This window comes from Pseudomonas sp. PS01300 (genome assembly GCF_029960155.1).
In the GTDB taxonomy this organism is placed as follows: Bacteria; Pseudomonadota; Gammaproteobacteria; order Pseudomonadales; family Pseudomonadaceae; genus Aquipseudomonas; species Aquipseudomonas palmensis.
The window spans coordinates 44,910-57,604 of the sequence record NZ_JASCPN010000019.1; the positions used below are offsets into that span (position 1 = coordinate 44,910).

Consider the following 12,695-nt stretch of genomic DNA (forward strand, 5'->3'; position numbering starts at 1 on the left):
CCATGAATTCATTACCGATCGATGCCGTGCTGCCGGCCTTGCGCACCGCCTTGCAGCAGCGCCACGAAGCCGTGCTCGAGGCACCGCCGGGCGCCGGCAAGACCACCCGCGTGCCACTGGCCCTGCTCGATGAGCCGTGGCTGGCCGGCCAGCGCATCCTGATGCTCGAACCGCGCCGGCTGGCTGCCCGCGCGGCAGCCGAGCGGCTGGCCAGCGAACTGGGCGAGGCGGTGGGCGAAACCGTCGGTTACCGCATTCGCCTGGACAGCAAGGTCGGCCCGCGCACCCGCATCGAAGTGGTCACCGAAGGCATCCTCACCCGGCGCCTGCAGGACGACCCGGCGCTGGACGGGGTGGGCCTGTTGATCTTCGACGAATTTCACGAGCGCAGCCTGGATGCCGACCTGGCCCTGGCCCTGAGCCTCAACGGCCGCGAGCTGCTGCGTGATGAGCCGCCGCTGAAGATCCTGCTGATGTCCGCCACGCTGGAAGGGCAGCGCCTGTCCGCGTTGCTCGACGACGCCCCGGTAATCAGCAGCGAGGGGCGCATGTACCCGGTGCAGATGCGCTGGGGGCGGCCGTTCCAGCCCGGCGAGTTCGTCGAGCCGCGGGTGGTCGACACGGTGTTGCAGGCGCTGGCCGACGAGCCGGGCAGCCTGCTGGTGTTCCTGCCTGGCCAGGCCGAGATCCGCCGTGTGCACCAGGCCTTGCAGGAGGCCCTGGGTGAGCGACGCGAGATCCTGCTGTGCCCGCTGCACGGTGAACTCGATCTCGCGGCCCAGCGCGCCGCCATCGAGGCGCCGGCCGCGGGCCTGCGCAAGGTGGTGCTGGCGACCAACATCGCCGAAACCAGCCTGACCATCGACGGCGTGCGGGTGGTGATCGACGCCGGGCTGGCGCGGGTGCCGCGTTTTGACCCCGGCAGCGGCATGACCCGCCTCGATACCCAGCGCATCTCGCGCGCCAGCGCCACCCAGCGGGCCGGGCGCGCCGGACGGCTGGAACCGGGCGTGTGCTATCGGCTGTGGTCCGAGGCCCAGCATGACCAACTGGCTGCCTACGGCAGCGCCGAGATCCTGCAGGCCGACCTTGCCGGGCTGGCCCTGCAATTGACCCGCTGGGGCGTGGCCCCGGCGCAGCTGTGCTGGCTCGACCTGCCACCGGCGGCGGCCTATGCCCAGGCCCAGGACCTGCTGGTGCGCCTGGGGGCGCTCAGGCCGGGGCAGTTGCTGGCGCTGACCGAGCATGGTCAGGCCATGGCCGAGTTGCCGGCACACCCGCGCATCGCACACCTGCTGCTGCGGGGCCAGGACCTTGGCCTGGCCCAGATGGCTTGCGATGTGGCGGCACTGCTGGGCGAGCGTGACATTCTGCGCGGGGCGGGCGCCGACCTGCACAGCCGGCTGGCCCTGCTCAGTGGCGAAACCCGTGTAGCCCGAGGTGGGCAGGGCGGGGTGCAGCGGGCGCGACAACTGTCCCGCCAGTACCGCAGCTACCTGCGCGGCAAGGCCGGCGCGGCCGTGGCCGACCCCGAACATTCCCGCTGGCTCGGTGCCCTGCTGGCGCTGGCCTACCCCGACCGGGTCGCCCAGCAGCGCCGTGCCGGCGGCGCCGAGTACCGGTTGGCCAACGGGCGTGCGGCGCTGTTCGGTGAGGCCGACGCGCTGATGAAGCAACCCTGGCTGGTGATCGCCGACCTCGGCAGCCGCCAGGGGCAGCGCGAAGAGCGCATCTACCTGGCGGCCGAATTCGACCCGGCGCTGTTCGACGACGTGCTCGCCGAGCAGGTGCGCCACGTGGATCAACTGGATTGGGACGAGCGTGAGAACGTGCTGCGTGCCGAGCGCCAGCGCAAGGTCGGCGAACTGGTGCTCAGCCGCGAGCCGCTGACCGGGCTGGGCGAGGATGCGCGTGCGCGGGCGCTGCTTGACCTGGTGCGGCGCAAGGGCCTGGAACTGCTGCCCTGGACCCCGGAACTGCGCCAGTGGCAGGCGCGGGTGGCACTGTTGCGCGGGCTGGATGTTGCGGCGGCAGGCCAGAGCGAATGGCCGGACCTGAGCGACGCGGCCTTGCTGGCCAGCCTTGAGCACTGGCTGCAACCCTTCCTGGGCAAGGTCACCCGGCTCAGTCATTTTGCCCAGCTCGACCTGTCGTCCATCCTGCGCAACCTGCTGCCCTGGCCGCTGCCGCAGCGCCTGGACGAATGGGCGCCGGTCCACATCGGTGTGCCCTCGGGTTCCAACATCCGCCTGGACTACAGCGAGACGCCGCCGATTCTGGCGGTGCGTTTGCAGGAACTGTTCGGCCTGGCCGAAACCCCGCGCATCGCCCAGGGCCGCCAGCAGGTGTTGCTGCACCTGCTGTCACCGGCACGGCGCCCGGTGCAGGTGACCCAGGACCTGGCCAATTTCTGGCGCAGCACCTACGCCGAAGTGAAGAAGGACCTCAAGGGCCGCTACCCCAAGCACTACTGGCCGGACGACCCGCTGGTGGCCGAAGCCACCGCGCGGGCCAAACCGCGCAAGTAGCCCCTAGGGCGGCGTCGGCAACAGCAGGCGCGCGCTCAGCGGCAGGTGATCGGAAATCTGCAGGGTGTCCTGCTGCAGCACCCGGGCGCTCAGGCGCTGCAGCTTGGGGCTGTGGAACAGGTAGTCCAGGGTGCGGTCCGGGCCGTTCAGGCGCGGGTCGTTGGGGTAGTGGGTCAGCCAGGCGCTGCGCTCGGCGCCACCGGCTTCGGCGTTGCTGGGGATCATCGGATACTTGTCCCACAGCAAGTGCAGGTCGCTGTCGGCGCCATAGTGCTGGCGCTGCTCGGGGGTGAGCCGGCGGTACTGGCCCAGCGGCAGCAGGTTGAAGTCGCCACCGATAAGCCACGGCGTGCCCTGGCTTTCCAGCTTGTCGAGCAGCGCGCCGAGCTGGCGCACCTGCTGGCGCTGGATATCGCTGCCGGGAACGAAGGGCGCCAGGTGGGTGTTGAGCACCGCCAGCGAGCCGCCATCACGCAGCGGCAGGTAGCTGGCCAGCACCGCCTGTTGCGGCTGCAGCAGGCGGCTCAGGGCGTTGTCGGGGGCCGAGGGCAGGGCCAGGCGTTCGGCCTGCTGGATGGGGTAGCGGCTCAGGGTCGCCAGGCCGCGGCCGACGCTGCCGAACACATGCCGGTCGGGCACGAAGTCCGCCTTCCAGTCGTAGGCCTGCACCGCACAGGGGTAGAGGTCGGCCAGGCGCTCGCGCAGCAGGGCCAATTGGTCCTGGTAGGCGCTGGCCTTGGCGTTGGTGTCCAGTTCCTGCAACAGCACGATGTCGGGGTTGTCGGCGCGGATCACCCGCGCCACTTCGTCGAGGTTGAACGCCATGTCCTGTTCGGTAGGGCGGGTGTCATTCCCCCGGCCTTCGTCATACCAGAACACGTAGCCCTTGCCGGCCAGGTACTGGATGTTCCAGCTCATGACCTTGAGCATCTGGCCCGGCACCAGCGGCGTGGCCGTGCCACGGCAGGCCACCGGCAGGGCCTCGCGCGGCTCGGGTTGCCAGCTCAGGTGACTGGCCAGCAGCCACAGCAGGGCAAGTATCAGCAGCAGGGTCAGCAGGGCATTGCGCAGTAGTCGGATCATCGGCTCGGCTTGGCGTCGCAGGTGAACCCGCAGCATACCCGAGCCGTTCGTCGCCTGCTTGGTTCAGCTCGGGTCGCGGGCCAGCGGCGGCTCGGTGACCAGCATGAACATGCGAAAGCTCACCAGGGTGCTGAACAGGGTGAGGAAGCCGTTGAAGCTGCCCACCAGCAGTTCCAGCCACAGCTCGGGCTCTTCGCCGATCAGGCTGCGGGTCAGCGCATCGATCAGCCACAACGGGATCATGGCCACGATCATGCACACCAGGATCTGCCAGAAGTGGCCCTTGCACAGCTCGAAGCTCTGACGCATGGCCGGCAGCGGTTGCAGGCCGCGCAGCACCAGCAGGTACTCGGCGAACACCAGGTTGACCATCACCCAGATGCCCGGAAGGATGAACAGCGCGCAGCCGGCCACGATCAGCAGCAGGCAGACGATCATCAGCAGCGCGAACGAGGGCCACAGGCGCAGCGACATGGCCAGCAGGTCGCGCTTGCGCGGCTCTTCACCCTGGCTGCGGGCGTCCAGGTAGAGGATCAGTGCGCCGCTGTAGAGCGGGTAGAACACCAGGCCCAGCAGCATGCCGTAGGCCAGGGTACGGGTCTGGCTGCCGAACTGTGCATAGATCGCCTGGGCCAGCAGCGTTTCGATGACGATCAGCGGCAGGCACAGCTTGGCGATGCTCAGCAGGTGGCGGCGGAAGAAATACAAAGAGTCTTGCAGAACGCTAAGCGGATTCATCAGTCGATATCGCAGTGACAGAGCAGGCCGCTACTTTAGCCCAGCGGTCGAACCTGAACAAAGTTTCATGCCGCGGGCCGATTGAATCGCCCATGCTGGAACCCCATCTAGTGCTCACCTGTAATCCCCCGGCTATCCAGTGAGGTCGCCCCATGAACCACGAAGAACAAACCTTGATCGACGGCCTGTTCGGCCGCCTCAAGCAAGCCGAGAGCGAAGGCGCACCGCGTGATGCCCAGGCCCAGGCGCGCATTGCCGAGCACCTGCAGCAACAGCCGTCGGCCCCTTACTACATGGCCCAGGCGATTCTGGTGCAGGAGGCCGCGCTCAAGCGCCTCGATGAACAGAACAGGCAATTGCAGGCCGATCTGAACCAGGCCCGCGCACAGGTGGCGGCCACTGCGCCGAGCAGCGGCGGCTTCCTGTCGAGCATCTTCGGCGGGGGGGCACGGCAACCCGAGCCGCAGCCGCAGCGCGCGGCCCAGCCGGCCCCGGCACCTGCCACCAGTGGTGGTGGCTGGCGTGAACCGGCCAGCGGCTTTGGCGGGCCCGGCGTGGCCCCTCAGCAGCAGGGTTTCAACGCCGCGCCCCAGGCCGCACCGGCCCGCGGCGGCGCCAGCAGCTTTCTGGGCGGTGCACTGCAGACCGCCGCCGGCGTGGCAGGCGGGGTGATGCTGGCGCAGGGCATCAGCAGCCTGTTCGGCCATCATTCGTCGCAGCCCCAGGAAGTCACCGAGATCATCAACGAAGCCCCGGCACCGGCCAGCGACAGCGGCTGGGGCGGCAACGACGAGCAGCGCCTGACCGCCGACAACGGTGGCTACGGCAATGATCAGGGCGGCTTCATGGACACCGACTACGGTGACGATGGCGGCGGCTTCTTTTCGGACGACGATTCCTTCGTCTGAGCCGCGCACATACCCGTACTGCCGTCAGGCTGGCATACTGGGCGCCGAAACGGCCCCGGTATGCGGGGCCGGCACCTGGCGTGACGAGGAAGTGCGGTGAAGAAGATTGCGGTGTTCGCCGATGTCCAGAACCTCTACTACACCGTGCGCCAGGCCTATGGTTGTCATTTCAACTACGCCGCCTTCTGGGCGCACGTCAGCCAGGACGGCGAGATCGTCGAGGCGGTGGCCTATGCCATCGACCGCGGCGACAGCAAGCAGCAGCAGTTTCAGCAGATCCTGCGCAACCTCGGTTTCACGGTCAAACTCAAACCCTATATCCAGCGCAGCGACGGCTCGGCCAAGGGCGACTGGGACGTGGGCATCACCCTGGACGTGATCGACGCCGCCTCGCGGGTCGACGAAGTGGTGCTGGCCTCCGGCGATGGCGATTTCGACCTGCTGCTGGAACGGGTGATCAACCGTCATGGCGCCGAAGCGGTGGCCTATGGCGTACCGGGGCTCACCGCCAACTCGCTGATTCGCGCCGCCACCCGCTATGTGCCCATCGAAGGCGCACTCCTGCTCAAGCACTGAGAGCTACCCGAGGTTTTTGTGGAACGTATTGCGGTCATCGACTTTGAAACCACCGGCATCTCGCCGGGTGCCTACTGCCGCGCCACGGAAGTGGCGGTGGTGATGCTCGAACGCGGGCGCATCGTCGATCGCTACCAGAGCCTGATGAATGCCGGCGTGCCGGTACCGGCCTTTGTCGCCGGGTTGACCGGCATCACTACCGCCATGCTGCGCAGTGCGCCGGCCAATGCGCAGGTGATGAACGAGGTGGCCGAGTTCGTCGGCAGCACGCCCTTGCTGGCGCACAACGCCTCGTTCGACCAGAAGTTCTGGGACTACGAACTGAGCCTGATCGGACGCTCGCGGGTGCAGTCGTTCGCCTGTTCGATGCTGCTCTCGCGGCGCCTGCTGCCGGCTGCGCCGAACCACAAGCTCGGCACCCTGACGCGCTGGGCCGGGCTGCCCGACACCGGCACCGCTCACCGGGCCATGGCCGATGCCGAGATGGCCGCCAACCTGGCCCAGCACCTGGCCGGCGAACTGCGCCAGCGCCACGGTATCAGCGAGGTAACGCACCCGCTGTTCTGCAGCCTGCAGAAGGTTCCGGCAGCCAAGGTTGCCGAAACCCTCAAGCGCTACCGCTAGGCTTTCTTGCCGTTGCTGTCGAGCTGGCCGAGCGGCACCCGTCGCTCTACCGCGCTGGACAGGATGATCGAGGTCTTGCTGAACCCGAACTGCGCCACGTGGTTGATCAGCTCTTCGAGTTCCGGCATCGAGCCGACCGCCGCCTGCATGATCACGCACGGATCACCGGTGACCCGGTGGCACTCGGTGATCTGCGGGATACGCGCCAGGTCCTCATAGGTCTGCTGGTTGCCGTGGCTGGCCAGGCGCAGCTCGATCACGCACTGGATCGGCAAGCCGATCCGGCTCATGTCGACCTTGGCCTGGTAGCCGGTGATGACCCCGCTGGCCTCGAGCTTGGCCACTCGCTCGGCCACTGCCGGGGCCGACAGGTTGACCTTGCGCGCCAGTTCGGCGAAGGAGGCGCGGCCGTTGTCGAGCAAGGCGGCGAGGAGCATGCGATCGTACTTGTCCATGGGGCGTGGGTACCAGGTGTTGAAACGATGGCGAAACGGGCAAACATCCGTTTTTTCGAAAGTCTGGTGGCCGTATAAACAGGGTTTGTAACTTAAAATTACCCGTTTGGCTTTCTAAACTACAGCTCCAAAACCCTGATTTCGAGCCTCCCATGCCTGCCTCCCGTCGCTTTCCGCTGGTGCTGATCGGTGCCTTCCTGGCCTTGTACCTGGTGTGGGGGTCGACCTATCTGGTGATCCGCATCGGTATCGAGTCGTGGCCACCGCTGCTGATGGCCGGGGTGCGCTTTCTGATTGCCGGCAGCCTGCTGTATGGCTTTCTGCGCTGGCGCGGGGTGCCGGCGCCCAGCTGGGCGCAATGGAAGGCCGCCGGGGCCATCGGCATATTGCTGCTCAGTTGCGGCAACGGCGGCGTGACCCTGGCCGAACATGCGGGCGTGGCGTCCGGGGTCGCAGCCCTGGCGGTGGCGACCGTGCCGCTGTTCACCCTGGTGTTCGGGCGATTTTTCGGGCACCGCAACACGCGTCTGGAATGGGCCGGTATCGGCCTTGGCCTGGCCGGCATCGGCCTGCTCAACCTGGGCTCCAACCTGCAGGCCAGCCCGCTGGGCGCGGCGCTGATCCTGTTTGCTGCAGCGTCCTGGGCCTTCGGTTCAGTCTGGAGCAAGAGCCTGCCGCTGCCGGCCGGGCCGATGGCCAGTGCCGCCGAAATGCTGGTGGGCGGCGCGGCGCTGCTGCTGGGCAGCGCGCTCAGCGGTGAACGCATGACCCAGATGCCGACCGCTGCCGGCTGGGGGGCGTTGCTCTATCTGGTGTTCTTCGGTTCGATCCTGGCCTTCAGTGCCTACATGTACCTGCTCAAGCATGTGCGCCCGGCGGCGGCCACCAGCTATGCCTACGTCAACCCGGCGGTGGCGGTGCTGCTGGGCATCCTGTTCGCTGGCGAGCAGATCGGCGTGGAGGAGTGCGTGGCGATGGCGGTGATCATCGGCGCGGTGGTGTTGATCGGCGTTCCGCAATGGCGCAAGGTGCCGGCCAGCGTAGCCACCCCGGCTGACGCCTTGAGGGGTGAGTTGTCCAAGTGAAGCGTCGTATTGCCATGGCAGGCTTGTTGGTTGGGATGCTGTCCGGTTGTGATGAACAGGAAGTCGGCCTGGAGTTTCAGGTATCGGTTATCGACAATTACGCCCACGGCCATGCAGACCGGTATTACGCCGAAGCGGTCCGTAACCTGCTGGCCGAACAGCAGATCGACCTGGCCCGAGTGGAAATGTGGGCCGATGACGAGACCCCTTGGGTGGTGAACCTGCGCATGCCAGGCGACGTATTGACCCCGGCGCGGCGTGAGGCTCTGCAGACGACGGTCGACGCCGTGCTGGCTGCGCGCCAGGCAGTCACCGGCAACGTCACCCTGACCCTCGCGGATCAACCTGACCAGCCGATCGCGTTGCGGTTGGCCTTCCCCAACGATGTCGCGATCAAGAGCCATCCTACGCTCAGCGAAGCGATGCGTTCGCTGATCGAGAACACGGCGCGTGGCGAGGTCGATTGCCGGGTCCCGGTGAGGCTCAGGGCCAACCTGCCCTTCGAGGTGCTCGACTACAGTCAGGGCGTGATGACGCTGCGCACCCCGGACCAGAAGCTCAGGCGCACGCCGGTGCGCCTGGAGTTCGCTGATGGCGGGTTGCGTAGTCAGGTAGCGCGTGGCCAGGTAGCCGTCAGCTTCAGCCGCGAGAAGGACCGCGACCACATGATCTTCGAACTGGGGTCGCTGGGCATGCACAGCTGGACGCCGATGTCGGCGCGCGATTCGAGCCTGAACGAGATCTACGGCCTGTGCCGTTCGCGCGCCAGCCAGCTGGGCAGGCCGCTGTCGCTGTTTGTCGGCAATGGCCTGGATCGCCTGACGTACGTGTACCTGCCGCCTGTGGATTGAAGCTCGGTGAACCCGCGCGAACAGGGTAAACTTGCGCCATTGCTGAATTCCCTAGACGGTATTGCCATGACATTCGCCAAACTTGGCCTGATTGAACCCTTGCTGCGCGCGCTCGAGCACCTCAAGTACACCACCCCGACACCGGTGCAGGCGGCGGCCATCCCGGCCGTGCTGGCCGGCCGCGACCTGATGGCGGCGGCGCAGACCGGCACCGGCAAGACTGCCGGCTTCGCCCTGCCACTGCTGCAGCGCCTGGTGATGGAAGGCGAGAAGGTCGCCAGCAACTCGGTACGTGCGCTGGTGCTGGTGCCGACCCGCGAGCTGGCCGAACAGGTGCACGCCAATATCGTCGAGTACGCCGAACACCTGCCGCTGCGCACCTACGCGGTGTACGGCGGGGTGAGCATCAACCCGCAGATGATGAAACTGCGCAAGGGCATCGACCTGCTGGTGGCCACGCCCGGGCGCCTGCTCGACCTGTTCCGCCAGAACGCGGTCAAGTTCAACCAGTTGCAGGCGCTGGTGCTCGACGAGGCCGACCGCATGCTCGACCTGGGCTTTGCCGAAGAGCTGCGCTCGATCTACGCGGCGTTGCCGGTCAAGCGCCAGACGCTGCTGTTTTCCGCAACCTTCTCCGACGAGATCCGCCTGATGGCCGGGCAGATGCTCGATGACCCGCTCAGCGTCGAGGTCAGCCCGCGCAACGTGGCGGCCAGCAGCGTCAAGCAGTGGGTCGTGCCTGTGGACAAGAAGCGCAAGCCCGAGCTGTTCATGCACCTGCTGCGCAAGCAGCGCTGGAAGCAGGTGCTGGTGTTCGCCAAGACCCGCAACGGTGTGGATGCGCTGGTGGAGCGCCTGCAGGCGCAGGGCGTGAACGCCGACGGCATCCATGGCGATCGCCCCCAGGCCACGCGCCAGCGTGCGCTGGACAGCTTCAAGGGGCGCGAGATCCAGATCCTGGTGGCCACCGATGTGGCGGCGCGCGGGCTGGATATCGACGACTTGCCGCTGGTGGTCAACTTCGATTTGCCGATCGTGGCCGAGGACTACATTCACCGTATCGGGCGTACCGGGCGTGCGGGCAATACCGGCGAAGCCATTTCGCTGGTGTGTGCCGACGAGGTGAACATGCTGTCGGCCATCGAGATGCTCACGCGCAAGACCTTGCCGCGCCATGAAGAGCCGGATTTCGTGCCGGAGCACCGGGTGCCGGAAACCGACGCCAGCGGGCAGGTGGTGAAGAAGCCGAAGAAACCGAAGAAGCCCAAGCAGGGCAGCGGCAAGGGCAGCCTGGGGCGCTGGACCGACAGCGGGGATACCCCCGCAGCCGCGCCGCAGGTCAAGCCGGTGCGCAAGGTGCCGACGTTCAATACCGGGCCGCGCAAGCGCAAGCCTTGATTGGGCACGGGCTGCGCTGCAGCCCTTTCGCCGGCAAGGCCGGCTCCTACAAGGGCTGTGCGTACCCTATAGGCGCCGGCCTCACCGGCGCAGCCACTCCAGCACCCCCAACCCCGCCCTTCGCCCACTGGCAAAGCACGCCGTCAGCAGGTAGCCGCCGGTCGGTGCCTCCCAGTCGAGCATCTCGCCCGCACAGAACACCCCCGGCAACCGGGTCAGCATCAGGTGCCGATCCATCGCCTCGAACTTCACGCCGCCGGCGCTGCTGATCGCCTCGTCCAGCGGGCGCGGTCGTACCAGCGTGATCGGCAACGCCTTGAGCACTGCCGCCAGGCGCGCCGGGTCGGCAAACACCTCGGGCCCGGTCAGCTCGCGCAGCAGCGCCGCCTTCACCCCGTCCAGGCCCAGCTGACCGTGCAGGTGCCTGGCCATCGAGCGCGAACCACGGGGTTTGCGCAGCGCCGCCTCGATCTTGTCCACAGGCCGGTTCGGCAGCAGGTCGAGCAGCACCGTCGCGCTACCTTCGCGGTTGATCGCTTCACGAATCTGCGCCGACCAGGCATACACCAGGCTGCCCTCGACGCCGCCCTCGGTCAGCACGAACTCGCCCAGGCGCGGCGCCTGGCCGGCCAGGCTCAGGGCGATGTTCTTCAGCGGTGCACCGGCGAACCTGCCCTTGAGCACGTCGCTCCAACCCGTTACCTCGAAGCCGCTGTTGGCTGCCTGCAGCGGCGAGATATCCACACCCCGCGCCTGCAGCCAGGGCAGCCAGGCAGCGTCCGAGCCCAGCCGCGCCCAGCTGCCGCCGCCCAGCGCCAGCACCACGGCATCGGCCTGCACGCTCACCTCGCCCTGTGGACAAGTGATCCGCAGGGCGCCGTCGGCATCCCAGCCGTGCCAGCGATGCCGGGTGTGGATAACTACCCCGGCATCGCGCAGGCGCTTGAGCCAGGCGCGCAGCAGCGGGGCGGCCTTCATGTCGCGCGGAAACACCCGGCCGGATGTCCCGACGAAAGTGTCGATGCCCAGGCCGTGGATCCATGCGCGCAGCGCGTCTGCATCGAAGCCGTCGAGCAGGCGCGCGATGTCGTGTTCGCGTTCTGCATAGCGCGAGATGAACGCGGGGTAGGCTTCGGAATGGGTGATGTTCATGCCGCCCACGCCCGCCAGCAGGAACTTGCGCCCCACCGAGGGCATGGCGTCGTACAGGTCTACCCGCACACCAGCCTGGCTGAGGACCTCGGCGGCCATCAGCCCGGCCGGCCCGCCTCCGATAATGGCAACGTGGGGGGCGGTGGTTGGGGGAGTATCGGTCATGGGCGGCTGCAGGCTGGGGATAAAAGAGCGGGCATTCTACCCGACACGGCCCCGCCCAGGCACTGTACAAAAAACGATCAGTACGGTGCAGGCCCCGTGCCACAAGGGCCGGATGGGCTTGCGCTCAGGTTATCCACAGGCAGCTCCACAGTCATTGTGGGTAATCGAGTACCCGTTGTGCGCTGTGGTGCAGGATGCCGTGGCGTCGGGCCAGGGCGTGGCGGTCCTTGCTGTAGCCGCCGCCGATCAGGCCAACCACCGGGATATCGCGCCCCAGGCAGTGGCGCAGCACGGCTTCGTCGCGGGCAGCGACGCCTGCGTCGGTCAGTTGCAGGTAGCCCAGCGCATCGTCCTTGTGCACGTCCACGCCGGCGTCGTACAGCACCAGGTCGGGCTGGTACAGCGGCAACAAGTAGTTCAGCGCGTCGTGCACCACCTTCAGGTAGTCGGCGTCGCCCATGCCGCGCGGCAACGGGATGTCCCAGTCGCTCTGGGCCTTGCGTGCCGGAAAGTTCTGTTCGCAGTGCAGCGACACGGTGATCGCGTCCGGGGTGTCGTGCAGGATGCGCGCGGTGCCATCGCCCTGGTGCACGTCGCAGTCGAAGATCAGCACCCGGTGCACGCGCCCGGCTTCGAGCAGGTAGCGGCTGATCACCGCCAGGTCGTTGAAGATGCAGAAGCCGGCCGGGTGATCGTAGTGGGCGTGGTGCGTGCCGCCGGCCAGGTGGCAGGCGATGCCATGCTGCAGGGCCTGTTCGGCGGCCAGCAGCGAGCCGCCGACCGCGCGCACGGTGCGCCGTGCCAGCGCTTCGCTCCAGGGCAGGCCCAGGCGACGCTGGTCTTCGCGGCTCAGGTCGCCATTCATGTAGCGCTCGATGTAGCCCCGCTCGTGGGCCAGGGCGAGGATGTCGCTGGGGCAGAGCTCGGGGCGCAGCAAGGCCGCATCGGTGGTCAGGCCGCTGTCGACCAGGTGGTCGCGCAACAGGCGGAACTTGTCCATCGGGAAGCGGTGCCCGGCAGGAAACTCCGGGCTGTAGTCGTCGTGGTAGATCAGGGGCAGGGGCATGGCAGCTTCTAACCGGGGCAGGCCTCGATCTTGCCAGTTGCTGTACAGCCAGCGCCAGCGATCTAC

Annotated in this window: 12 protein-coding genes; 7 read left to right on the forward strand and 5 right to left on the reverse strand. The window is 67.5% G+C overall.

Annotation, left to right across the window (positions count from 1 at the left end; all coding sequences use genetic code 11):
• Positions 1-2 precede the first annotated feature (2 nt).
• Positions 3-2,528, forward strand: a complete 2,526-nt coding sequence (hrpB, locus tag QMX96_RS12175; RefSeq protein ID WP_282361845.1) for an ATP-dependent helicase HrpB — start codon at positions 3-5, stop codon at positions 2,526-2,528.
• Positions 2,529-2,531: 3 nt separating this feature from the next.
• Here hrpB and QMX96_RS12180 read toward each other — a convergent pair whose 3' ends face one another.
• The gene (locus QMX96_RS12180) at positions 2,532-3,611 is read right to left on the reverse strand and encodes an endonuclease/exonuclease/phosphatase family protein (protein WP_282361846.1); all 1,080 of its coding nucleotides are present in this window, start codon (positions 3,609-3,611) and stop codon (positions 2,532-2,534) included.
• Positions 3,612-3,674: 63 nt separating this feature from the next.
• Complete coding sequence (locus QMX96_RS12185; protein WP_043863873.1) at positions 3,675-4,349, reverse strand: hypothetical protein; 675 nt, start codon at positions 4,347-4,349, stop codon at positions 3,675-3,677.
• A 152-nt stretch (positions 4,350-4,501) separates the two neighbouring features.
• Here QMX96_RS12185 and QMX96_RS12190 point away from each other — a divergent pair, with 152 nt between their 5' ends.
• From QMX96_RS12190 to QMX96_RS12200, 3 genes are all read left to right on the forward strand, one after another.
• Positions 4,502-5,257, forward strand: a complete 756-nt coding sequence (locus QMX96_RS12190) for a DUF2076 domain-containing protein (RefSeq protein ID WP_054916353.1) — start codon at positions 4,502-4,504, stop codon at positions 5,255-5,257.
• A 96-nt stretch (positions 5,258-5,353) separates the two neighbouring features.
• Positions 5,354-5,833 carry an NYN domain-containing protein gene (locus QMX96_RS12195; RefSeq protein ID WP_043863871.1) on the forward strand — a complete coding sequence of 160 codons (480 nt, stop codon included), beginning with the start codon at positions 5,354-5,356 and terminating at the stop codon, positions 5,831-5,833.
• An 18-nt stretch (positions 5,834-5,851) separates the two neighbouring features.
• The gene (locus QMX96_RS12200) at positions 5,852-6,457 is read left to right on the forward strand and encodes a 3'-5' exonuclease (protein WP_088513874.1); all 606 of its coding nucleotides are present in this window, start codon (positions 5,852-5,854) and stop codon (positions 6,455-6,457) included.
• Here the strand turns inward: QMX96_RS12200 and QMX96_RS12205 are convergent.
• Complete coding sequence (locus QMX96_RS12205; RefSeq protein WP_043863869.1) at positions 6,454-6,912, reverse strand: Lrp/AsnC family transcriptional regulator; 459 nt, start codon at positions 6,910-6,912, stop codon at positions 6,454-6,456. The genes QMX96_RS12200 and QMX96_RS12205 overlap by 4 nt on opposite strands.
• Positions 6,913-7,064: 152 nt before the next feature.
• Here QMX96_RS12205 and yedA point away from each other — a divergent pair, with 152 nt between their 5' ends.
• The 3 genes from yedA (at position 7,065) to QMX96_RS12220 (ending at position 10,246) form a co-directional block, all read left to right on the forward strand.
• The gene (gene yedA, locus QMX96_RS12210) at positions 7,065-7,997 is read left to right on the forward strand and encodes a drug/metabolite exporter YedA (protein ID WP_058540581.1); all 933 of its coding nucleotides are present in this window, start codon (positions 7,065-7,067) and stop codon (positions 7,995-7,997) included.
• Positions 7,994-8,848: a hypothetical protein gene (locus tag QMX96_RS12215; protein WP_282361847.1), complete on the forward strand. Its 855-nt coding sequence runs from the start codon at positions 7,994-7,996 to the stop codon at positions 8,846-8,848. Before yedA ends, QMX96_RS12215 begins: the two co-directional genes overlap by 4 nt.
• A gap of 66 nt (positions 8,849-8,914) precedes the next feature.
• Positions 8,915-10,246, forward strand: coding sequence for a DEAD/DEAH box helicase (locus QMX96_RS12220; protein WP_282361848.1), 1,332 nt, complete (start codon positions 8,915-8,917; stop codon positions 10,244-10,246).
• Between the two features lie 81 nt (positions 10,247-10,327).
• Here the strand turns inward: QMX96_RS12220 and QMX96_RS12225 are convergent, their stop codons facing one another.
• Both QMX96_RS12225 and QMX96_RS12230 read right to left on the reverse strand, forming a co-directional pair.
• Complete coding sequence (locus tag QMX96_RS12225) at positions 10,328-11,563, reverse strand: TIGR03862 family flavoprotein (RefSeq protein WP_282361849.1); 1,236 nt, start codon at positions 11,561-11,563, stop codon at positions 10,328-10,330.
• A 151-nt stretch (positions 11,564-11,714) separates the two neighbouring features.
• Positions 11,715-12,629, reverse strand: coding sequence for a histone deacetylase (locus tag QMX96_RS12230; RefSeq protein WP_054916358.1), 915 nt, complete (start codon positions 12,627-12,629; stop codon positions 11,715-11,717).
• Positions 12,630-12,695 lie beyond the last annotated feature (66 nt).

What these genes read in the sequence shown, in the direction of transcription:
- hrpB (WP_282361845.1), top strand. Translation starts at nt 3, where the DNA reads ATGAATTCATTACCGATCGATGCCGTGCTGCCGGCCTTGCGCACCGCC.
- QMX96_RS12180 (WP_282361846.1), bottom strand. Translation starts at nt 3,611, where the DNA reads ATGATCCGACTACTGCGCAATGCCCTGCTGACCCTGCTGCTGATACTT.
- QMX96_RS12185 (WP_043863873.1), bottom strand. Translation starts at nt 4,349, where the DNA reads ATGAATCCGCTTAGCGTTCTGCAAGACTCTTTGTATTTCTTCCGCCGC.
- QMX96_RS12190 (WP_054916353.1), top strand. Translation starts at nt 4,502, where the DNA reads ATGAACCACGAAGAACAAACCTTGATCGACGGCCTGTTCGGCCGCCTC.
- QMX96_RS12205 (WP_043863869.1), bottom strand. Translation starts at nt 6,912, where the DNA reads ATGGACAAGTACGATCGCATGCTCCTCGCCGCCTTGCTCGACAACGGC.
- yedA (WP_058540581.1), top strand. Translation starts at nt 7,065, where the DNA reads ATGCCTGCCTCCCGTCGCTTTCCGCTGGTGCTGATCGGTGCCTTCCTG.
- QMX96_RS12220 (WP_282361848.1), top strand. Translation starts at nt 8,915, where the DNA reads ATGACATTCGCCAAACTTGGCCTGATTGAACCCTTGCTGCGCGCGCTC.
- QMX96_RS12225 (WP_282361849.1), bottom strand. Translation starts at nt 11,563, where the DNA reads ATGACCGATACTCCCCCAACCACCGCCCCCCACGTTGCCATTATCGGA.
- QMX96_RS12230 (WP_054916358.1), bottom strand. Translation starts at nt 12,629, where the DNA reads ATGCCCCTGCCCCTGATCTACCACGACGACTACAGCCCGGAGTTTCCT.